Here is a 22,155-nt window from a genome sequence, read left to right on the forward strand (position 1 = left end):
ATGGCCAATTATAAAGTGTTAAAAAACTACAACGATAAGCAATTAGAAAAGTCTCTTAAAGCAGGAGACAAGGTAGAAATGACAGTAAAACGTGCAGATGAAGTTGAAAAAACTTTGTCTGCAAATGGTTTTAAAGGACCTTTCTTAGAACGAGTTAGAGAATCGAAGTGATTTAAATGATTACTGATACGCATGTGGAAGAATTCAAAAATCGTAATAGAATTTTTTATGATATCGAAGATGATCGTATTAAAAACGATTTAGGGATGTCTTATGAAGATATCAAAGCAAAATGTGGGGACTTCGATATGGAACAATCCTCATTAGGTCGTGAATTAGTTTATGAACGTACAAGATATGTATTCAACGATAAACTAGAGGAATTCCATAATAATTTTTTATCTAGTATTGTTCAATTCCAAATCATGAACATGGAGGTGTCAGATGATGGCACTACAACGTAATGAATTTGTGACTGGTGGCGACATGAGAACGCCAGTTGCATTTTATAAAGCAACACCGACAGACGACTTCTTTCCTGGTGAAACCGTGGAAGAGGTCGTTTTTAAGTGTTTTGCTAATGTTTATCAACCATCACAGAAAGATTTGGATATGACGAACAATCAAGCTAGTTTAACTATGGTTACGTATCACCCTATTAATATAGAAATTACTGATGATATGTATTTTGAAATTCAACTACCGCAATATAAGAATAAAAAATACAATATTCAACAAGTCTTTGATGATACAGATAACCATAGGAACATTAAGATTATTGGGAAGATTTCAGAATGAGCGTAGACGTTAAAGGTGTTCACCAAATGCTTAGGCAGATTGGCGAAAAGTACGGAGAATCCCAAATGCTTAAAGCTCAAGATAAAGCATTGAACAAAGGCGCTAAATACTTTGTAAGTGTGTTGAAAGCGAATTTTGAAGTGTTCCGTGATACAGGTGCAAGTATTCATGAACTTTCAGTTACTGACCCTTATTATGTTCACGGGAAAACAAGAATGGTTAAAGTTCACTGGCACGGTTCAATGAATCGATATGCGATTATACATTTAAACGAATGGGGAACAATTAAAAATCCAAACCCAAGAGGTAAAGGTGCAATTGCTAGAACAATGTTTATGACTGAACGACCATTCAGAGAAATTATAAAGCAATCATTGGAAGGAGACTTGTAAATGTTTGATATGTTGAAAACTTTAAAAAAATATCTATTGAACAACGCAACAATTGCTCAACATTGTACAGGTCGAATTCGAGCTTACACATATGATGAGACGGCAGATAGGTCAAATCATTATATATTGATTGACCCTCTTGTCTCCCCACAACCTGAAACCTACGCAAGTGATACTAATTTAACAACCGAATATCTATACCAAATTGATGTTCGTGGTCCTAATTATGATGTGGTTAAACTTCTACAAGAAGAGATCCGTCAAACCTTATGGTCAATAGGATTTAAACAAGTGGATGGAACTGATGAATATGACACAGATTTAAAACTGTATATGGATGCACGACGCTACCGTGGAAATCCTTATACGATAGATGGTTTAAGACATATAGATAAAAATATTTAATTGATTAGCCTTTCGTGAGAAACGAAGGGCTATTTTAATGCAAAAATTTAAGGAGGATATTTAAATGGGTAGATATAATGCCGCTACAGGTTTAGGAAAAATGTACTATGCAGTATTACAAGAAGAAAGTGATGGGACAGTTAAAACATCAGGTATTAAAGAAGTAGATTATGTTCAAGAACTTTCTATTGAATTTGGTGAAGAATTAGAAAAAGCTTATGGTTCTAACAAGGTTGCTGAGATTGCAAAATCAGCAGGTGAAACACAATTATCTTTAACTTTCCATAAACTGCCAATTGATGTTCAAAAAGACTTATTAGGATTAATTGAACATGAAACAAATAAAACAGTTTATGGCTTTGGTAAATCAACTGGTATTACTTATACAGCCGTAGCTATCCCACGTACAATGGAAGATGGGTCTCAAGAGTGGTTTGGATTATCAAAAGGTGTATTCACACGACCAAACAAAGAAGGACAAACTAAAGAAGATGGTGTTGAATTCGGTTCAGATGAAATCGAAGGTCAATTCATGGAACGTAAAGTTGATGGATTCGATGAAGAGTTAGCAGTGGTTATGGCTTACGATGACCAAGGCAAAACTGAAGGTCGTGACACGATTTTCAATTCAATCTTCGGTAAAACGTTTGATACAGTTCAAACAACAGCTGAACCTTTAAGTACATCAACATCTTCTGATGACACTACTGCAACTGAACCAACTTCAGATGCAGGCGCGACTGAACCAACAGCATAATTGATTTATAGACGACTTCGGTCGTCTATTTTTGTATACAAAAATAAAAACTAATTATTCGGTCTAACAGAAAACCCGATGAAAAGGAGAATATAAATTATGGCAGTTAAGAAATTTATTGAATTATACGATGAAAATGGAGAAGTAAAAAAATATCATGCACCTGCTTTTATTAAAGGTAGTGTTGCACGTAAAGGTTTCAATTTAGGTAAAGAATTCCAAAAACTAGAACAAGACGGTGGCGAATTTGACGATAACTTACTAGATAAATTATATAGCTTTATTGCAAATGACTTATATGATGGTCAATTCACCGCAGAAGAGTTTGAAGATGGTATTGATGCACGTGAAGTTATCACGGTTGCAATGGAACAATTAGGCGGTATCTTAGGTGACGAGGGAAAGACAACGAAATAGATGACTCTCGTTTAAAGCCCGAAGATTTCACTTATGAAAAACAATCAGAATATCTTGATACGCTTTATAAAGAGTTGATGGAAAATGGTTGGAAAATGCCTGAGATTGACAACACAGATATTTATCAGTTACTTCGCATTATGAATAATAAGAAGAAATCTAAAACGAAGAAAGTTGGTAAGAACGAGAGCCTAATTGGAGCTATAACAGGTAAAGACCCTAGAGCTTCAAGCTAGGCTCTCTTTTTTTATTTCTAAAGAAAGGAGAGTGAGTTGAATGGCAGATGAAATTAAAGGTTTTACGATTGATTTAGGCCTAGATACATCAGATATTGATCGCGGTATGGCCAATTTAAAGCGTAAGTTACAAACTACCGATGCAGAAATGAAAAAGAACCTTTCAAGTTTCGATAAAGCCGAAAAATCAGTAGAAAAATACGAAACTGAAATTGAAGGTCTCAACAAAACACTTACTCAACAAGGTAGAGCGAGTGAACAAGCACAGAAGAAGTTAGATCAGTTAAGACATGCACAAGAAATCATGTCAGATAAGCTTGAAGAATCGGCACGTAACGCTCAAAAAGCTAAAAAGAATTATGAATCACTAACCAATTCTTATGACAAATTAAATAATGAATTGAAAGAATATACTAACACAGTAAATAAAGCTCAAAACACTGAAAAACAGCACAGTAACACTCTTAGAGCATTAAAAGCTCAATTGGCTAATGCTAAAAGCTCTGTCGACAGTTTGCAAAATGAATTCAATGAATTAAGTAAATCTGGTAAAGCAAGTAAACAAGAGCTAACGGCATTAGGTAATCAGTTAACTAAAGCTAAAACGCAATATGCGAACCTTTCAAAATCAGTAGATAGTGCTAAACGTGATTTAAATGAGTCTAAAATAGCAACGGCCAACGCTAAGAATGAATTACAAAATTTTAGTAAAGCAAATCAACAAGCGATGGCAAGTGCAAAATCTGCAATGGATACGGCTAAGAAAGAAGCAAACGCAGCAGAACAATCTTACGCTAGTTTAAATCGTGAAGTTGGTCAACTACCCGCCAAATTAGACAGAGCCGAAAAAGAAGTTTATCAACAAGCATTGGCTTACAACGTTCTACAAAATAGAATAGATGAAACAACATCAGAAATGCGAGAATTTCATAGAGAACAAACGAAATTCTTTGGCATGGGACCAGCATTAACAGCTATGGGTCAACGTTGGGAAGAAGTCAACGCTAAAATAAATAAGATAGGTAATAGCTTTAGAAACGTTGGTTTTGTTGTTAGAGGTATATCGTTCGGGGGTTTAGTATCTAACATATCTACCATCATACCAGTTGCTGGAAGTGCCGTAAGTGCTTTATCTGGTATTGGTGGCGCTGCAACTGCTGCTGCAGGTGGTGCTATTGGGCTTGGTGGTGCTTATGGTGTAGCACTAGGTGCAGTAACGGCATTTAGTGGCCAAGCTACAACCGCGTTGAAAATGCTTGAAGATGGTGAATTGAGAGCAACTGCAGAAGTTAGAAATTACCAGTCAGTTTTAAGTAGTTTGCAAAATCAATGGAAAGGTTTAGTACAAGCTAATCAAGCAGATATCTTTAATACTATGGCTAATGGTATTAATATCGCTAAGATTGCGTTGACAAGACTTACACCATTCATTTCAAAAACCACAAGTCAAATAGCGCAAGCATCTGCTAGAATGCGTGATTGGGTTAACTCATCTAATAATGCAAACAATGCATTCAAACTCATTAATAATATAGGTCCGCCGATATTCCAAAACTTATTAAATGCAGCAATGAAAGTGGGAGACGGTATCACCCACATGTTTACACAGTTTGGACCATTATTTACATGGACAGGTAAAGGTATTGAAAGTCTAGCTAATAAATTTAATGCTTGGGCAAATAGCACAAGTACAGATAAAGGTATAGCTCAATTCATTCAATACACTAAAACGAACTTGCCAATTGTAGGTCAAATATTCGGTAATGTGTTTAGTGGTATTATCAGTCTATTTAGTGCATTTAGTGGTCATTCACATAACGTACTAGTAGGCATGCAAGGTGTGACACAATCGTTTAAAGATTGGGCGGCGAACTTAAAGAACACAGAAGGCTTTAAAAACTTCTTGAAATACTTAGAGACGAACGGACCTATTGTATGGCAATTACTTAAGAATATTGGATCCATTATTGTAGGGTTAATTAAGGGAATGGCACCAGTTGGCGCAGTAATGTTAAGAATAACTACTGCATTGACAGGCTTTATCGCTAAAGGTGCTACGGCTAATAACACAATGGGACTAATGACAGGTATCTTAACAGCAGTGGGTGGTGCACTGGCTGCAATTCTTCCAATGTGGGGAGTATATAGAACAGTAGTTGGTGGTGCCTCGTTAGTAACAGGTGCATATAATGCTATAGTAAATGTAACTAAAACTTCGATGGCTATTTGGACAGGTGTTACACGAGCTCTTGCATTAGCACAAATATTAAATGCTAGAAACACTTCATTAGCAACCATAATGACAGGTAAATATTCTATTGCTACAAAAATGGCAGCTATAGCAACACGCGGATTAGGTTTAGCCATTAGGTTTATGACTGGTCCAATCGGTATAGTTATTACTGCTATTAGTGCTTTAGTTGCAGGTATTATATATCTATGGAAAAATAATGAAACTTTTCGTAGTTTCGTTATCTCTGCTTGGAATGCCATAAAAAATACTGCTATATCTGTGTTTGGATTCCTTAAACCTTACATCATCGGTATTTGGAATGGAATTAAAACGGCATCAATGATTATATGGGGATTAATGAAAACATCAGCCACATTAGCATGGAATGCTATTAAAATGGCCGTACTACATCCAATTCAATCATTAAAACTAGTTATCACTGCAGTATGGAACGCGATTAAAATAGGTGCAGTGCTTGCATGGACTGGCATCAAGACTGCGGTTATGTTAATAATTCAAGGTTGGCTTACTGCCGTTAAAATTTATTTCGGTATGTGGAAGACAGTCATCACTGCAGTGTGGAATGGTATTAAGTATGTATCAATTGCGATTTGGAATGCCATTAAAAATGGTGTAATGGCGATTATTAGAGTTTGGTTCACTATGATGAAAGCGTCCTTTGCCATGTGGAAAGCCGTAATTACTGCGGTATGGAATGCAATTAAAACTGTTTCAATAGCAATATGGAACTCTATTAAGAACAGTGTATTAGCTATTATTCGAGCTTTCATTGCAGGAGCAAAAGCCATAATTGGCGGTTTAAAGGCATTTGTTACAAGCGCTTGGAATGTCATTAAAAGTGTCTCAATTCGAATATGGAATACTATAAAAAACAGTGTGATTGGAGCAATTCGAGCACTTTCAAATGGTGTTCGTAAAATCATTGGCACTTTAAGAAGTTGGATTATAGCAGCGTGGAATTACATTAAGAATAAAGTCGTTGCATTGGCAAAAGCTTTAGGTGCAGGAGTAAAAAGAGCTTTCACAAGTTTATCAGGTATAGTTAAAAAGATATTTACTGGTATTCGAAACTTTACGATTAAAGTATGGACTTATATTAAGAATAAGGTTATTTCTTTAGCTAAAGGCCTTTATAATGGTGTAAAACGTGCGTTTACAGGTACATGGAACTTTGTAAAACGTGTATTTAATAATATTAAAAACTTTTCAGTTAAAGTTTGGAATTATATTAAAAACAAAGTGATTGGTTTTGCTAAAAGTTTATATAACGGTGTCAAACGTAACTTTACATCAACTTGGAATATCACTAAATCAATCTTTGGTAAACTGCGTGGTTGGCTTACTAAGACTTGGAAAAACATCAAAAATTCTGTGGTGAATTACGCTAAAAATCTTTGGAGTGGCGTAAAAAATACATGGAACCGTTTAAAAAGTGGTACAAGTAGCACATTCAGTAGAGTGAAAAGTGATACGATTTCTAAATGGAAAGGTATCAAAAATTCTGTTACTGGTCTTGCAAAAAGTTTATGGAGCAGTGTTAGAAATACATTTAGAAATATGTCCAGTGGATTAAAAACATTGATTGGTAGGATCAAAGGCCATATTGGCGGTATGGTCAGCGGAGTTAAAGGCGGATTAAACAAATTGATCAGTGGTGTTAACTGGGTAGGTAAAAAATTAGGCATGGATAAATTACCATCGATTAAACTACACACTGGTACAGAAGCAACTCATACTCAAAACTATGTAACAAATGGTAAGTTGAACCGTAGTACACTAGCCACTGTGGGAGATAAAGGTAAAGGTAACGGTCCAGGTGGTTTTAGACACGAGACTGTTATTCCACCGAAAGGTAAACCTTTCATCACTCCTGCTAAAGATACAACAATGCCGTTACAAAAAGGAACGCGTATCTTGAATGGCGATCAAACACACGCAATGTTGAATCGTCCGCAATTCAATGATGGAACAATACCTAAATTTAGTATTGGTTCTATGTTAGGAAATGCTTTATCGTTCGGTAAAAAGCCTAAAAAAGCGAAACCTGAAAAACATAATGATATTGCCCATACAGCTAAAGATAAATTGAGTGATGCTTGGGGTGCAACTAAAAAAGGTGTCTCAAGCGCAGTAGAAACAGGTGCAGGTTGGGCTAAATCTGCAGGGAAAGCTGTATCTAAAGCAATTGGAGATATTATGGAATGGGTAGAGAAGCCTGGAAAATTACTTGATATAGTATTTAGTAATTTTGGAGTTAATCTAGATGCATTTGGTGTTAGCAAAGCAGCAGAATTACCATACAATATGATGAAAGTCGTCTTTGGTAAGATGAAAAAAGCCGCTAAAGACCTAATCGGTGGTTGGTTAGAAGATGCCGGGGGCGATGGTGACGGAAGTTATATAAAATATTTAAACAACATTACCACCCCGTACAGTCCTAATGGTCCACCTCCAGGTTATGCGTTTAGTTGGCCACATCCAGGTATTGATTTACCATACATTTATGAAAAAATACAGTCTACTTTAAGTGGTAAAGCTTATAACAAAGAAATGCCTGGTGGATTTGGTCATTATGTAGTTGTAAAATCTGGAGCCTTAGAAGCTTTTTACGGTCATTTAAGCAAACGCTATAAAAAGAATGGTGAAAGTGTTAAACCAGGTGACGTTTTAGGTGTTTCTGGTAACTCTGGCGCTTCTACAGGACCACATTTACACTATGAAATGCATAAAAATGGTAAACCGATAAATCCAGTAACTTGGCTCAAGAAAAACATGGGCGGAGGTAAATCTGGAGGTTCAAGAGCCGCAAGTAAATGGCGTCCAGAAATTATCAAAGCTTTAAGGGCTAATGGACTACCAACAAGTAGTAATTATGTCAATGCTTGGATTAGACAAGTTCAATCTGAGTCTGGTGGTAATGCAGGTGCGAGACAACAAGTGCAAGATGTAAACAGTGGTCCAAACGCTGCAAGAGGTTTATTACAGGTTATACCTACAACGTTCGCAGCAAATAAATTGCCAGGTCATGGCAATATTATGAATGGTTTAGATAATGCTATGGCAGCTATCAATTACGCTAAAAAACGTTATGGTAAATCAGGCATGTTACAAGTTATCGGTCATGGTCACGGTTACGCTACAGGCGGATTAATCAAATCTGCAGGTTGGTACAATATCGCAGAAGGTGGTTATCCTGAATGGGTAATCCCAACAGACCCTAATCGACGAACAGACGCTATGAAATTACTAGCACTTGCTGCTAAAGACATTCAAGGTTCTAAATCAAAAGGTAATAAACGTCCTAGTGCATTCAGTAGTAAAAGTGTACAAACTAATAACAACGATACTGAATTATTACTCAAAATGATTGAGGGACAACAACAACAGATTTCACTATTGATGCAACTTGCACGTAGCAATCAAGACATTGCAGACAAAGATTTTGAACCTGTCATTGATCAGTTTGCGAACGAAAAACAAATTTTTAAAGGTATTGATAAATACGAAAGACAGAAATCAAGAAAAGCAAAATTTAAACCAGTGGGAGGTTAGATAATGCTTGATACAATAAAAGTAAATGATAAAACACTTCCATGGTTGATTGTTGAAAGAGGGTTTGAAATACCCTCTTTTAATTTTGCTATTGAAAGTGAAGAAATAGCTGGGAGACCAGGAAGCATTGTAAAAAGTAGAAATTTAAAAGAATATCGTTTTGAATTACCTCTTATCATACGTAATGATTATTTATCGCATGGAGGCATGAAAAAGTTAGACGATGTATTAAATGAAGTCGTACGATTTTTCAATTATGATGAACCAGTTAAGTTACAGTTCACGTCTCAAGATTGGTATTGGAATGCATATATAGAAGGATCCATCGAATTAGACAAAGACCGTATCGGTTTTTGGTCTTTTAAAATAAATGTTGTTTTAGCAGACCCTTACAAATACGCCGTTGAAGGCACCAAAAACACTGCTATTTCAGACCAAGTCAGTGTGGTTAGTACAGGAACTGCAGATAGTCCAGTAATTGTGCAAGCAACTGCATTACGAAATGCAAGTTACTATATGATTACTAAGAACGATGAAGATTATTTCATGATTGGCGATGATGACTTGGATAAACCAGTTGAAGATTACTCTCCAATTCTTTGGAATAATGAAATGCGAGCTTTTACAGGTTGGGGAAAACAATCAGGAAGCACTATCAATGATAATTACACAGGCGGTACTAATGGCGGTAGTTTTGAAATGAGTTCATCAAACGATTCATTCAAATTAAAGTTAGATAGCATTACGGCTACATCAGGTTGGAATGGTGCAGAGTATAAGCATAGCTTTGGTAAGTCTGCACAAGATTTTGTTTCCACTTGTAAAATTCATGTGAATCAAAAGAATAAAGGTTCTACACATTGTGCTCAATACTTATACGATACAGATAATCGCTTAATTGCAAGTATCGGCTATAGAAATGCTAGAGCAAGCCAAGCGATTGGTAGTATTGTAATTACATTATTTGACCAGTTAGGCCAACAAAAGAAAATCTATGAATACACAAATCTACCTATGTTTTATAAATGGGAAGATATTGTTATATATATGCGTTTAGAACGTGTAGGTACAACCTTTAAAATCAAAACATGGAAATATAAAGAACTCGATTATCCTAAACGTGTGATTCCAGTCGATGTAAACGAAAAACAATGGGAAGATAGTGGGAAGTTTTACCAACGACCTATCGCAGCAGTAAGTGTTTATATCGCAAAAAATGGTAATTATAATCACATGCCTACGTACGTTTTAGGTAGTTACACTCATGAGAAGTTACCTAAACCACCTAAAGCACGTGACATGATAATCAAAAAAGGTGATGTGATTAACATTAATACACAAGATAAAACTGTGACGATTAATGAAGATCCGTCACTTGATTTAAAAACGTTTGGTAGTGATTTCTTTAATATCAATAGTGGTTATAACGAATGTATCATCTATCCAGAAAAAACTTTTGATACTACCGTTTATTGGCAAGATAGATATTTATAAGGAGGTGACGAATTGAAACATACAGGCATTCATATTTTAGATTTCAATGACAAAATCATTGATTATATTAGTCGTGATGACGGCGCATTATTAAATGCAGTGATGAGTAACAACGCCGAAGAAAAATCAGAAACATTCGATTTCACAATGTTAAATGATCGTGCTGAACATTTGCGTGAACGTAATCGTATTATTGCACAAGATAATAATGGTGTTTATCGTGAGTTCATTATTTCTCATGTGGTAGATAACTTTGATGGTACAACTGATGTAGAAAGTAATGCATCATATTTAGAAGATATCGACAAATCACGTCCAATCAAACCTGGGAAATATAGTTCGTATAGTACGTCTCAAGCCTTGAATGAGACACTACGTAATACTGGTTGGGAAATGTCAGATGACACTGAACATGGTGGTATGAGAACAACATCATGGACATCTTATTCAACACCATATGAAGTTATCAACATGTTATGTACAACATACGGTATGGTGGCAGAATACTATATAGAACTTGGTTCTCATACAGTAGAACATAGATATGTAACATTAAAGAAACCAGTTAGTCTATTTAAAGGTAAAGAAATCACTAAAGGTAAAGATTTAACAGGAATGACACGTACCGTTGATATGTCAGAAGTACGGACTGCATTATATGCGATTGGTCCTGAAAACGACACTGGACAACGATTAGAAAAAATAGTTACAGATGATGACGCTCAGGCACAGTTTGGATTGCCTGGGCGTTACTTATGGAGTGTATACGAGCCTGAATCAGACGATAGCAATATGACTGATGAGCGTTTAACCACACTTGCTAAAACCGAACTTAACAAACGTAATAAATCGGCAATCAGTTATGAAATAACTTCTACAGATATACACAAACACTATCCAGAAATGGTTGTATCCCTCCACGACACAGTACGTATTAAAGATAGAGATTTCAGACCACCGCTTTATATAGAAGCAGAAGTCATCGGCGTTGATTACAACTTACTCACTGATGAAAGTAACTATAAATTCGGCAACGTAGTTGAATATGAAGAAAATAACTTAAGAGATATATTCAATAAAAAACTTGCCGATATAAGCAAAAAGTTGAATGATAACGTAACGAATATCAATACTATTGTGAATGATGTTGTATCTGGTCAATTAGAATATTATGAACGTAAAATCTTTAAACAAGACACGCCACCAGATAATCCAGTTAATGACATGCTTTGGTACGATACAAGCAATCCTAATGTTGCAGTGTTACGTCGTTACTGGAATGGTGAATGGTTAAATGAAACTGTAGATGATGTTGAGAAAATCGGAGGTATCACGAGAGAGAAAGCTCTACTAAGTGAATTACAAAACACATTTGCTAACCTTTCAATTCAACATAGTAAGATATTGAATGATACAAACGAAGTATTAAACAGTGAATACTTGGTTGATACAGATCTTAAAAACAAACTTCAAACTGAAATTAATAATATTGATGAAATCTATCTAAGTATTCAAAGTGATTTAAACGCTATGACTCCAGATACTGCTACTATTGGTGCTTTAATAGATGTTCAAAGTCAATTTAGTTCCTATAGACAAAAGTTACAAGATTTATATAAAGCTATGCGTGATGCTCAAGTTTCGGCAGATAAACGATTGCAGTTACTTCAATCCCAATATACTGATGAAAAATTTAATGACGCATTGAATAAAGTGGCTACTAAATTTGGGTTAACTATTGATGAAAACAACAATATGGTCGGCACACCAGACGTAATTGAAAAAGCAATTCAAGCTTCACGTGAAGATACAAAAGAACAGTTGAAAAGTTATGTAAAAAGCGTAGATTATCAAACTGATCAAAACGGTATTGTTCAACGGCTGGATAGTGCCGATAGTGAAAGATTGCAATTAAGTAATCAAATTAGCGATAAAGTGAGTTTGAGTGAATACAACAAAGAAAAACAAGACGCAGACACAAAACTAACCAACATGACGACTTCTATTACGCAAAATGGTCAAGATATTCAACAAAGAGCAACTAAAGAGGAGTTTAATACTAGTAAAAAAACATTATCTAAAGTAATATCGGACTTCACAAACAATGTTGCTACAGGTATGACATTCACATACGACGAAAATGGCGCCATTCAATTGATGAATATTGGTAGTGACGGTATCAAGTTGAAAGGCGATAAAGTCGATATCACAGTGAATAAAGATTTTAACGTGGTCACTCAAAATTTAAATAATAAAGTGGGTAAAGATGAAGTTATTAACCGAATAAACTTATCTAATGAAGGTTTAGATATCAATGTAAACAAGTTAGGTATTGTTGGTGGCGACAGTACAAATTCATTAACGATTAGAAATAACCAAATTTTATCTAGAGGAAAGTATTCTCGAACATGGTCAGGAGTAACCGATACACCAAATGCAACCGTTGGTATTCGTAACGGTTATATTATGAGTTCTAATGAAGATACGGGCTATAACCTGTATATGACGGAAAAAGGTTTATCCACAATGATGAGTGGAGGTCTTGGTTCTGAACAAGCCGGTGCATTAGAATTTCATTATGATTTAATGAATGATAAATCACGAGGTGTAAGATTAAGTTCAACCTACGGTGTTGTATTCCTACAAGCTGAACAAAGTCGTATATATACTAGATCACGTTTTACAACCAATATAGAAACATGGGAAGGCTCTATCTATTTAAGACCATGGGCAGGCGGTCGTGTTGGAGCTAATGAATTTTCATTCTACATTAAACAGAATGACACGGCACAGTTTACCGATGGTGTTTTGTTATTCGGAGAAATAAGTAACGAAACAAACATACCTGGATACGGTAATGCAGGTTCGGGTATTAGATTTAGAAAAGCTGGTATGCCAACAGAAACATATGGTGATTATGAGCCTATTGTATATGCTACAAATAATCAAGGTGATATCGGTAGTGGTAGTTTCTATGCAAATCGATTATATGGCGATTGGACAACGAAAACAGATAACTTATACGCATGTGTTAACGACAAATTAAGAATCACAGACATCAAAGGTTACAATAGCGGTAATACTAATTATAAAAATTTGCAGTGTAAAGATATTCAAGCTAATACTATACGTGTTAACACTGGTAATAACTTTTATCTAGGTGTTTCTACTGGTGAATTACGAGTAACTAATAACTTAATGTATAACGGTGGAGATATTGGATATAAACCAGTTGTAGCAAGTGACTTTGTAAAAGCTTCAAGAGCTGAGTATAAAAAAGATATTTCACTTTGGAAAACAGATGCTTTAAGAACTATCGCAGAAGATTTAGATTTATATAGTTATAAATATAAAGAGGATGAACAAGAAATAATTCATCATGGTCCAGTAATTGGAGATGATTATAAAACGCCAAATGTTTTTGTAACAGGTGATGGTATAAATACCAATGAATTATTAACTTATGCTTTAAAAGCAATACAACAATTAAATGAAAAAGTTGAGAAACTGGAGGAACAAATCAATGGAAAATAATAATCAAGGATTACAAGCTAATCCACAATTAACAATTAATTACCTTACACAGGAAGTGGCAAGACTAACGCAAGAAAACGCAATGTTAAAAGCAATCATACAAGAACAAAATTCAGAAAGTGCCGAAGAAGAGTAATCTTTGGCACTATTTTTATACAAAAAATTAGGAGGAATTTATTATGGCAAACGAAGTAGTAAATAGAAAAGAAAATTATATTTTGGTACAGGTATCACCAGATGGTAGTGAAGCTGTTTTAAATCTAGACTATAGAGGGCAATTTTCTTCTACGCCAATTTCATCACAAGCTTATAAGATTGATGATTTAAATAAAGCACAACAATTAGCAACACGATTAAATAGTTTAAATCAACTTAACTTTGAATTCGGTATCGTTCAAACTTTATTAACAATTAAAGTAGCTAAACAAATTGTAGATGTAACGTTTGTGGATGATACAGAAAGTGTTTAATGACGTTTATGCCACAATCTTTTATAGGTTGTGGCTTTTAATTATGTATAAGGTGGGAGCAATGTGATAGACCAATTCGACAACGAAAGTTTAAAAGAACCTCAAAATATGAGGATTGTTTTTAAAGATTTAAGTAATAACGTTAAGAAACTTAGAAATGAATGTGACGCGTTAGAGAATAGTTTGAATGATCCCGATGTCGGGATAAGAATGTCTTTGAAAGAAATTAGAAGAGATATCGAAACATTAGATAAAAAAATAAATATCATGACAGAACAACAAAGCGATACACGAAAAACGGTAAAAAATGCATCAATTGGTGGTGTGTTAACAGCTAGTATTGGTGGGATAGTTGCGTTTGTTCTGAAACAGATAGGGTTATATTGAGGTGTTGAAATGAGAAAAACAAGTACGATCGAAAATATAAGTATTATGTATCTTTTATATTTCTATGTAACATTATTCTTTACACCCCGTTTATTTGAGGCAGAACATTCAGACTTGTACAAGGCTCTACAAAGGGTCATGGAATCACAAGACGCTTGGGAATTTACAAGTTTAACCTTAATCATTTTATATGTCATAACACTGTTCATAAAACACTATGTAGCAGAAATGTTTATAAATGGAATTGTAGGTTTGTTTTTCGCTTTAATAGCTGTTACTTATGTTTTTACTTACCCTAACATTGGAGCAGGGTTATTTATGTTTGTAAGTTTCTATTGTTTTAGACAAGTTTATAGAGCTAGTAATAGACATGAATACATGCAAGTAAGAAAAGTAAAGCAAAAATTGAGTGATAGTGAAGATTGCGAATATAAACAATATAAAGGTGAAAAGTAAAGTCGACATAATGTCGGCTTTTTATTTTACTCAAAAGGAGTTTTTTGATGAATTGGAAATTAAGATTAAAAAATAAAACAGTTTTAACAGGCTTAGTTGGTGCATTACTACTTTTTATTAAACAAGTGACTGAATTATTTGGACTTGATTTAACTTCTCAATTAGAACAAGCGAGTGGATTAATAGGAACAATATTAACTATTTTAGCAGGACTAGGTGTTATTGTAGATCCGACTTCGAAAGGTGTAAAAGATAGTGGTATAGTACACAGTTATTCTAAACCACGTGATAGTGATAACCCTAATGAATTTGTACAATGGCAAACTCATCAAGATGATGTAAGTGAACTAACACCAGAAATTAATAAAAAACATTTTGAAGAACATGATACATCTGAACCGTTTTCTGATGATAGCGATGAAATCGAATGGGATGTAGCAGAACATGAAAAAGATGAAACATTAACGCATGGTCAATCAAGATTGCATGAGGAGGTTAAATAATGGTTGCAAATTTAACAGAAAAAGAAGCAATTGATTATATATACAGTTTAGAGGGGAAAGGTTGGGACTTTGATGGTGTTTATGGCTGGCAATGTGTTGATTTAGCCAATATGTACTGGTATAAATTATTTGGGCATGGTTTAAAAGGCGAAGGTGCTGCAGACATTCCTAATGTTAATGATTTTAAAGGTGAAGCAACCGTTTACCAAAATACACCCGAGTTTAAAGCTAAACCAGGTGATGTAGTTATATTTAACCGTAATTATGGTGGTGGTTATGGACATGTTGCTATTGTGTTAGATGGAAACCATGATGGTAGTTACAATTCGTTCGTCTCATTAGATCAAAATTGGTATGGCGGTGGACTAGCTAAAACAGAAATTGCACAACGTATTGTCCACAACTATGATTTTCCTATGTGGTTTATACGTCCGAAATATAAAACTAAAACACAATCACGTTCAACACAATCACCAACGCTTGAGAAGAAAAAAGTAACAGTAAAGAAAAAACGTAAAGCTAGAAAATTAAAATATATTCAAGATTATGTTACGGGGTACAACTTACCCAAGCGTGGCCACAATCCCAAAGGTATAGTTATACACAATGATGCCGGTAGTATAGAAGCTACTGCGGAAGGTTATAGAAATGGTTTGGTTAATGCACCATTATCAAGACTTGAGGCTGGTATTGCGCACAGTTATATAAGTGGTAATACTGTATGGCAAGCATTAGATGAATCACAAATCGGTTGGCATACGGCTAATCAAAGCGGAAACAAAAGTTTTTATGGCGTTGAAGTTTGTCAGTCTATTGGTGCAGATGATAAAACATTCTTACAAAATGAACAAGCGGCATTCCAAGAATGTGCTAGACTATTAAAAAAATGGGGTCTACCTGCTAACAGAAATACTATAAGACTACATTGTGAATTCGTTAGTACATCATGCCCACACAGAAGCTCAGAACTTCATACTGGTTTTGACCCAGTTACTCAAGGCTTACTACCTAAAAACAAGCAACTGAAATTAAAGGATTACTTTATTAAACAGATTCGTAGCTATATGAACGGGGATATTCCTGTAGCAACTGTAGTTAAAGGGACAAGCGCATCTAGTAATACTAAATCGACTGTAGCAGGCGCTTGGAAACGCAACAGTTATGGTTCATGGTATATGAGTGAAAAAGCAAGATTCACTAATGGTAATCAACCAATTGCTGTTAGAATATTAGGACCGTTTAGAAGTTGCCCACACGCTTATGATTTTCAACCTGGTGGTTATTGTGATTATGATGAAGTGATATTACAAGACGAGCATGTATGGGTTGGTTACGATTGGAAAGGACAACGTTATTATTTACCTATTAGAGAATGGAATGGTGTAGTGCCTCCTAATCAAGGATTAGGTGACTTATGGGGAACGATTAGTTAAAAAAGGTTCCATTAAGTGGAAATAATATGTTATGCTATCTATGGATTTCAATCCAGTTTAGTTATAAGATATTTTGAATCCTTACTTTTTTCTCTATTTAGAGGTAGTCCTAGCGACTACCTCTTTTTTTGTATAAAAAATAGTATTAGGGTTTCATTAATTAGAAATAATATGTTATATTACTCATGGATGAGAATCCAACTTGTTTAGTTATAAGAATTATTTTTCGTAAGAACCTTACTTTTCTTTTTCCTTTCAGGGTAGTCCTAGTGACTACCTCTTTTTTTGTATGAAAAATAGTGTTAAGGTTTCATTTGGTAGAAATAAATGTTAAATTATTGTTGTGGGATATTTTTCCACAAAATATAGGCAGTTTCGCCTCATTCTTTGTTATATACTTTGTAGAAGGCAGTCCTCGTGACTGTCTTTTTTTAAAAAAATATGATATATTAATAAACATAAAACCAAAACTTTTTACATTTAGGGTGTCCATTTTGTGGACACCTCTTTTTTTATGTGAGAGTTTTACAATACAAAAAAAGAGCGCTATCTTGTACCGAGAAAAGACAAGATAGCGCATTGCAGTTTAAATATCACAGAAAGGAATGATTTTTTAAGTTCACCTTAAAATATAAAGATGAACTACACAATCATACCAAAATATTTACACAAAATAAACCAAAAAAAGAAAAAAATAGTTGGATGCTTTCTTAATGTGTAGTATAATTGTATTTGTAAGTTAGTTAATGACTTACGAACTTCAAGTGAAGGGAGGTTAAAACCTTGGTTTACTTGATAGAAAAAGCGCTAGAACAACCGATATCATTACTGATACTAGTTCTTCCAGCGCTTATAAAACAACTAAGAATATGGCATCTAAATTATCTAAACATCACTAAAGATAATTAAGACAAGTAATCAACTGGAGCCTTAGGGCTCCTCCCTACACTTGAAGTATATAATAAATTTTGGAGGTTTTCAATTATGACAGGACAAATGTATTTATCATTGTTTATATTAAGCCTACCATTGTTACTATTCATAGGAAGAAAAACGCATTTTTATTATTTAGATAAAAAGAATGGACGTAGATAATATGAGTGACTACAAATTAAAAATAATTGAATTGATCGAGAGTGATATAACAGGGTATCAAGTTTTCAAAGATACAGGGTTAAGCCAAACGGTTATGTCGTCCTTAAGAACTGGTAAGCGTGATGTTGATAATTTAAGGTTGGGAACAACCGAAAAGCTATACGAGTACGCATGTAAAGTGTTATAATACTAATGAGGAAACAGTGTGTAACACTGGCATACTATCATTTGGTATGTATGTTTTATTATGTGTAGAGGACTTGCTTGCGTTTAGCAGTAAGAAGCTGACTGCACCGTTTACTTTTAACCACCCATACATGTCACTGGGTGGTTTTTCTAGTATGTTTCTAGTGATTTTCTAGTTTTGTGACTGACATTGATGTCACTCGCAAATATGCTATAATTAAACAGAAATTGCGGTACACATCTGCGGAGTGTACTTGAGGTAACTGTTGCTGACGGTTGCTTTATTTTTGAGTCACTTAGGATAAACTTATTATAAATTGAGGTATTACATATGAATTGGAAATTAGAAACAGATGTAAATTATTATGTTAAAGATTATTTAGATAAATTAGGATTAGAAAAATTAAAAGATTATAATGATGAAACATCAATGTCTGATTATATGAAAGAGGCCTTAAAAGGAAGCGCGAAGACCGAAAAGAAAACGCGTTTTGGAACACCTGATTTTCATATAGAAAAATATAACATTCCAGTTATTATTGAAAACAAATTAAATTCGAAAAAACTCAAAGTAATTAATAAAACAGGTATAAAAGATGATGAAAAATCAATATCGAATTATGCTGTTAATGGCTGTCTACATTATGCGAGAAATATGATAAAAAGTAATAAATATAGAGAAGTTATAGCTATTGGAATTGCTGGAGACAACAAAGACAATGTAACGATAGATATTAGCTATGTTTTTGGTAGTTCAAAAGATACATACAAGCATGTTGATAATTATACAAACCTAAATTTTCTAGAAAGTCAGAAAAGTTTTGAAGAGTTTTATAATGATGCTATTTTAACTGAAACAGAAAAACACGGAATTCTAATTGATAGTAGAGCAACATTACAAAAATATGCAAAACAATTAAATAGATTAATGCACAATCATAATATAACAGCACCACAAAGAGTTTTGTATGTTTCAGGTATGCTTTTGGCAATGCAAGATATTAATGATAATAGAGGGAATTTAATACAAAAAGGGTTAGAGCCACATGAATTAAAAGGTCTTCAAACAGATACAAAACGTGATGGAAAAGTTATTATTGATCAAATAAAAGAATATTTGCATATGAAAAATATTGAAAGCGGAAAAATGCAATTAATGATTTCTTCTTTTCAAGAAATATCCAAAGATAAACAAAGAGATGAAAAAACAACTTTAGATAAAGAAGTTAGTAAATTACTAAATTCCGAGAGTAGTACTAATAAGCAAATATTCACTTTTATTTATGAGAATATTTATAGTTCTATAGATTCAATGACAGGACATATAGATATTATGGGCGAAATGTATTCAGAATTTCTTAAATATGCTTTAGGTGATGGTACAGAATTAGGGATAGTATTAACGCCACCTTACGTAACTAAAATGATGGCGGAATTACTCGATGTCAAAAAAGAAAGTAAAGTAATGGATTTAGCAACTGGAAGTGCAGGATTCTTGATTAGTTCTATGGAATTAATGATTGAACAAGCAGAATTAGAATATGGAAAAAGAACTAATGCAGCCGAAGAAAAAATAAAAAATATTAAAAGTAATAATCTATTAGGTATTGAATTGAATGCAGAAATGTATACTCTTGCAGCAACTAACATGATATTACGTGGAGATGGTTCAAGCAATATAAAAAAAGCCAATACATTTAATACTCCCAAAAGTTTATATGAAGAATTTAAAGCTACAAAACTGCTGTTAAACCCTCCTTTTAGTTTTAAAGAGAATGGAATGCCATTTATTGAATTTGGTTTAAATAATATGGAGAAAAACGGAGTTGGCGCTATAATTATTCAAGACAGCGCTGGTACAGGTAAATCAGTAAAAACTAATAAATCTATTCTAAAGAAACATACACTTTTAGCGAGTATAAAAATGCCCAGTGATTTATTCCAACCTATGGCAGGAGTACAAACAAGTATATATATATTTGAAGCTAAAAAACCGCATGACTTTGATAAAACAGTTAAATTTATAGATTTTAGGAATGATGGATATAAAAGAACAGCCAGAGGGATACAAGTTAAAGACTCACCTATAGAAAGATATCGTGATATATTAAAAATATACAAAGCGGGTAATAAAGCAAAAGTTAGTGAGAAATTATGGAATCTTAATAAGATTTATATAGAAGACTTTATTGATGATTCAGGTGCTGATTGGAATTATGAACAGCATGTAAAAATTGATAACATACCTCAAATAGAAGATTTTAAAAAAACAGTATCTGAATTTTTATCTTGGGAAATTAGTCAAGTTATAGAAGGAAGAAAACACACGGGAAAGATGTAAGCCCTCGTTTAACAAAATTTAAGGAAGACTTTACTAAAAGCGGGGGCAAATTTACAGAATTTAAAATAAGAGAACTATTTAAGAAAATTAAAACTAAACCTTTGAATTATAAAGCCAGGGATTTAAATAAACAACAACATAGTGAATTTGAAATACCAGCTTTAACAGCAGGTGTGGAAAACCAAGGACTAGCTTATTATGTTCCAAAGGATAATGCTACCATTTTAAATAATGTAATAAGCGTATCTGCAAACGGTGCAAACACGGGAAGGATGTTTTACCAACCACATAATTTTACTGTACTTCAAGATAGCTATGCTATAGAATTCATAAAAGATAAGATCTCTTCAAAAAGTTACTTATATTTACTTGCATGTCTAAATAAGACTATAAGTAACCGCTATGATTGGTCTAATAAAGCGGGATGGAATAGAATAAAAGATGAATCTATAATTTTACCAACTATTAATAATGATATTTGTTTTGAATACATGGGAAAATATATCGAAGAATTGGAAGCAGAACGAATCGAAGAATTAGAAGCATATTTACAGGTGACTGGACTATCTGATTATAAAATCACAAAAAAAGAAGAAGAAGTGCTTGACAAATATTATTCTATGGCCCAAAATTCTAGAGCAGAGCAGAGCAGAGCAATAATGACATTTAATTCTAAAGAATTATTTGGTGATGCTACTAGGGGTAAACGTTTAAAAAGCGCAGACCGTATTCATGGTGACTTACCATTTATTACAGCAGGTGAGTCAAAAACAGGTATTTCTGATTATATAGGTAATGATGTACAAATATTTAATCTAAACACTATTACAATAGATATGTTTGGGTCAGCTAAATATAGAAATTTTAAATATGGAGCAGACGACCATGTAGCAGTAATAAATACTTCTAAATATAATTTAAATGTAGGCTTATTTTTGACAACTGCCTATAATAAAACTGCAAATACAGGTGCATTTTCATATGCCAGAAATTTTTATGCAAAAGATGCAGATAATTTAAATTTATCTTTACCTGCTTGTGAAAACAAAACTCCTGACTATAGATTTATGGAGCAAATAATTAAAATAATTAAAAAACAATATATTAAAAAGATTATGAAATATTTACAATTTAAAACTGAAATAACCAAAAATGTAGTTCGAAATTAAATGTATATTTGACTCATTTGCAAATTTAATTTAACCGTATCTTAACTGGTACGGTTATTTTTATGTTATAATATACCTAACGATAACGTCTTAATCGATACTATATTCTACTAGTCACGTTAATATGAGCGTGGCTTTTTATATGTATAATATGTTACAATTTTATACGGAGTTCCCCAACTCCATAATTGCTTACATTCAACAGTTATCTTCTACCACACTCTTAATTGAGTGTGGTTTTTTTATTTAGGGACTCGGGTCCCTAAAAAGTCCCTA

Annotated in this window: 22 protein-coding genes and 1 pseudogene; all 23 read left to right on the forward strand. The window is 33.7% G+C overall.

Annotated elements, in window-relative coordinates:
- Positions 1-171: a hypothetical protein gene (locus tag ACJQQZ_RS02890; RefSeq protein WP_002452335.1), complete on the forward strand. Its 171-nt coding sequence runs from the start codon at positions 1-3 to the stop codon at positions 169-171.
- Between the two features lie 5 nt (positions 172-176).
- Positions 177-464 (forward strand): hypothetical protein, encoded by a 288-nt coding sequence (locus ACJQQZ_RS02895; protein WP_002452336.1) that lies wholly within the window; start codon positions 177-179, stop codon positions 462-464.
- Positions 448-798: a phage head-tail adapter protein gene (locus tag ACJQQZ_RS02900; protein ID WP_124224504.1), complete on the forward strand. Its 351-nt coding sequence runs from the start codon at positions 448-450 to the stop codon at positions 796-798. The genes ACJQQZ_RS02895 and ACJQQZ_RS02900 overlap by 17 nt, the downstream gene beginning before the upstream one ends.
- Entirely contained in the window at positions 795-1,190 is a 396-nt protein-coding gene (locus tag ACJQQZ_RS02905; RefSeq protein WP_242238348.1) for a hypothetical protein, read from the forward strand. Before ACJQQZ_RS02900 ends, ACJQQZ_RS02905 begins: the two co-directional genes overlap by 4 nt.
- Complete coding sequence (locus ACJQQZ_RS02910; RefSeq protein ID WP_108017056.1) at positions 1,191-1,595, forward strand: hypothetical protein; 405 nt, start codon at positions 1,191-1,193, stop codon at positions 1,593-1,595. It begins immediately after the preceding gene.
- A gap of 64 nt (positions 1,596-1,659) precedes the next feature.
- Positions 1,660-2,352 carry a major tail protein gene (locus tag ACJQQZ_RS02915; RefSeq protein WP_002452340.1) on the forward strand — a complete coding sequence of 231 codons (693 nt, stop codon included), beginning with the start codon at positions 1,660-1,662 and terminating at the stop codon, positions 2,350-2,352.
- A 99-nt stretch (positions 2,353-2,451) separates the two neighbouring features.
- Complete coding sequence (gene gpG, locus ACJQQZ_RS02920; protein ID WP_029056527.1) at positions 2,452-2,769, forward strand: phage tail assembly chaperone G; 318 nt, start codon at positions 2,452-2,454, stop codon at positions 2,767-2,769.
- Complete coding sequence (locus tag ACJQQZ_RS02925; RefSeq protein WP_201454198.1) at positions 2,766-3,005, forward strand: UPF0158 family protein; 240 nt, start codon at positions 2,766-2,768, stop codon at positions 3,003-3,005. The genes gpG and ACJQQZ_RS02925 overlap by 4 nt, the downstream gene beginning before the upstream one ends.
- Positions 3,006-3,045: 40 nt before the next feature.
- Positions 3,046-8,811 carry a peptidoglycan DD-metalloendopeptidase family protein gene (locus tag ACJQQZ_RS02930; RefSeq protein WP_408023053.1) on the forward strand — a complete coding sequence of 1,922 codons (5,766 nt, stop codon included), beginning with the start codon at positions 3,046-3,048 and terminating at the stop codon, positions 8,809-8,811.
- Positions 8,812-8,814: 3 nt separating this feature from the next.
- Complete coding sequence (locus ACJQQZ_RS02935) at positions 8,815-10,305, forward strand: phage distal tail protein (protein WP_408023054.1); 1,491 nt, start codon at positions 8,815-8,817, stop codon at positions 10,303-10,305.
- A 12-nt stretch (positions 10,306-10,317) separates the two neighbouring features.
- Positions 10,318-13,839 (forward strand): phage tail spike protein, encoded by a 3,522-nt coding sequence (locus ACJQQZ_RS02940; protein ID WP_408023055.1) that lies wholly within the window; start codon positions 10,318-10,320, stop codon positions 13,837-13,839.
- On the forward strand, positions 13,829-13,975 hold the full coding sequence (locus tag ACJQQZ_RS02945) for a hypothetical protein (protein WP_002452346.1): 147 nt from the start codon (positions 13,829-13,831) through the stop codon (positions 13,973-13,975). The genes ACJQQZ_RS02940 and ACJQQZ_RS02945 overlap by 11 nt, the downstream gene beginning before the upstream one ends.
- Positions 13,976-14,018: 43 nt before the next feature.
- Positions 14,019-14,309: a hypothetical protein gene (locus ACJQQZ_RS02950; protein ID WP_242238343.1), complete on the forward strand. Its 291-nt coding sequence runs from the start codon at positions 14,019-14,021 to the stop codon at positions 14,307-14,309.
- Positions 14,310-14,372: 63 nt separating this feature from the next.
- The gene (locus tag ACJQQZ_RS02955) at positions 14,373-14,696 is read left to right on the forward strand and encodes a hypothetical protein (protein WP_124227884.1); all 324 of its coding nucleotides are present in this window, start codon (positions 14,373-14,375) and stop codon (positions 14,694-14,696) included.
- A 9-nt stretch (positions 14,697-14,705) separates the two neighbouring features.
- Positions 14,706-15,152 carry a hypothetical protein gene (locus ACJQQZ_RS02960; protein WP_408023056.1) on the forward strand — a complete coding sequence of 149 codons (447 nt, stop codon included), beginning with the start codon at positions 14,706-14,708 and terminating at the stop codon, positions 15,150-15,152.
- A gap of 47 nt (positions 15,153-15,199) precedes the next feature.
- Positions 15,200-15,655: a phage holin gene (locus tag ACJQQZ_RS02965; RefSeq protein ID WP_408023057.1), complete on the forward strand. Its 456-nt coding sequence runs from the start codon at positions 15,200-15,202 to the stop codon at positions 15,653-15,655.
- A complete protein-coding gene (locus ACJQQZ_RS02970; RefSeq protein WP_408023058.1) occupies positions 15,655-17,088 on the forward strand; it encodes an SH3 domain-containing protein in 1,434 nt (477 codons plus the stop codon). Before ACJQQZ_RS02965 ends, ACJQQZ_RS02970 begins: the two co-directional genes overlap by 1 nt.
- Positions 17,089-17,871: 783 nt before the next feature.
- A complete protein-coding gene (locus ACJQQZ_RS02975; protein WP_098905474.1) occupies positions 17,872-17,997 on the forward strand; it encodes a hypothetical protein in 126 nt (41 codons plus the stop codon).
- A gap of 75 nt (positions 17,998-18,072) precedes the next feature.
- Positions 18,073-18,183, forward strand: coding sequence for a hypothetical protein (locus ACJQQZ_RS02980; protein WP_087671645.1), 111 nt, complete (start codon positions 18,073-18,075; stop codon positions 18,181-18,183).
- A 1-nt stretch (position 18,184) separates the two neighbouring features.
- The gene (locus ACJQQZ_RS02985; protein ID WP_223266643.1) at positions 18,185-18,370 is read left to right on the forward strand and encodes a helix-turn-helix transcriptional regulator; all 186 of its coding nucleotides are present in this window, start codon (positions 18,185-18,187) and stop codon (positions 18,368-18,370) included.
- A 330-nt stretch (positions 18,371-18,700) separates the two neighbouring features.
- Positions 18,701-20,710 (forward strand): HsdM family class I SAM-dependent methyltransferase, encoded by a 2,010-nt coding sequence (locus tag ACJQQZ_RS02990; protein ID WP_408023059.1) that lies wholly within the window; start codon positions 18,701-18,703, stop codon positions 20,708-20,710.
- Positions 20,711-20,772: 62 nt separating this feature from the next.
- Positions 20,773-21,243: pseudogene (locus ACJQQZ_RS02995) on the forward strand (restriction endonuclease subunit S); the annotation flags it as partial.
- 126 nt (positions 21,244-21,369) lie between these two features.
- Positions 21,370-21,879: a restriction endonuclease subunit S gene (locus ACJQQZ_RS03000; protein WP_408023097.1), complete on the forward strand. Its 510-nt coding sequence runs from the start codon at positions 21,370-21,372 to the stop codon at positions 21,877-21,879.
- Positions 21,880-22,155: the final 276 nt, after the last annotated feature.

It is taken from the genome of Staphylococcus sp. KUGN1 (genome assembly GCF_045984185.1).
Lineage (GTDB): Bacteria > Bacillota > Bacilli > Staphylococcales > Staphylococcaceae > Staphylococcus > Staphylococcus warneri_A.

Bases quoted from the DNA above. Each gene is read 5' to 3' on its own strand.
- ACJQQZ_RS02985 (WP_223266643.1), top strand. From the start codon at position 18,185: ATGAGTGACTACAAATTAAAAATAATTGAATTGATCGAGAGTGATATA.
- ACJQQZ_RS02935 (WP_408023054.1), top strand. From the start codon at position 8,815: ATGCTTGATACAATAAAAGTAAATGATAAAACACTTCCATGGTTGATT.
- gpG (WP_029056527.1), top strand. From the start codon at position 2,452: ATGGCAGTTAAGAAATTTATTGAATTATACGATGAAAATGGAGAAGTA.
- ACJQQZ_RS03000 (WP_408023097.1), top strand. From the start codon at position 21,370: ATGACATTTAATTCTAAAGAATTATTTGGTGATGCTACTAGGGGTAAA.
- ACJQQZ_RS02915 (WP_002452340.1), top strand. From the start codon at position 1,660: ATGGGTAGATATAATGCCGCTACAGGTTTAGGAAAAATGTACTATGCA.
- ACJQQZ_RS02930 (WP_408023053.1), top strand. From the start codon at position 3,046: ATGGCAGATGAAATTAAAGGTTTTACGATTGATTTAGGCCTAGATACA.
- ACJQQZ_RS02910 (WP_108017056.1), top strand. From the start codon at position 1,191: ATGTTTGATATGTTGAAAACTTTAAAAAAATATCTATTGAACAACGCA.
- ACJQQZ_RS02990 (WP_408023059.1), top strand. From the start codon at position 18,701: ATGAATTGGAAATTAGAAACAGATGTAAATTATTATGTTAAAGATTAT.
- ACJQQZ_RS02950 (WP_242238343.1), top strand. From the start codon at position 14,019: ATGGCAAACGAAGTAGTAAATAGAAAAGAAAATTATATTTTGGTACAG.
- ACJQQZ_RS02970 (WP_408023058.1), top strand. From the start codon at position 15,655: ATGGTTGCAAATTTAACAGAAAAAGAAGCAATTGATTATATATACAGT.
- ACJQQZ_RS02895 (WP_002452336.1), top strand. From the start codon at position 177: ATGATTACTGATACGCATGTGGAAGAATTCAAAAATCGTAATAGAATT.
- ACJQQZ_RS02945 (WP_002452346.1), top strand. From the start codon at position 13,829: ATGGAAAATAATAATCAAGGATTACAAGCTAATCCACAATTAACAATT.
- ACJQQZ_RS02890 (WP_002452335.1), top strand. From the start codon at position 1: ATGGCCAATTATAAAGTGTTAAAAAACTACAACGATAAGCAATTAGAA.
- ACJQQZ_RS02980 (WP_087671645.1), top strand. From the start codon at position 18,073: ATGACAGGACAAATGTATTTATCATTGTTTATATTAAGCCTACCATTG.
- ACJQQZ_RS02905 (WP_242238348.1), top strand. From the start codon at position 795: ATGAGCGTAGACGTTAAAGGTGTTCACCAAATGCTTAGGCAGATTGGC.
- ACJQQZ_RS02960 (WP_408023056.1), top strand. From the start codon at position 14,706: ATGAGAAAAACAAGTACGATCGAAAATATAAGTATTATGTATCTTTTA.
- ACJQQZ_RS02965 (WP_408023057.1), top strand. From the start codon at position 15,200: ATGAATTGGAAATTAAGATTAAAAAATAAAACAGTTTTAACAGGCTTA.
- ACJQQZ_RS02900 (WP_124224504.1), top strand. From the start codon at position 448: ATGGCACTACAACGTAATGAATTTGTGACTGGTGGCGACATGAGAACG.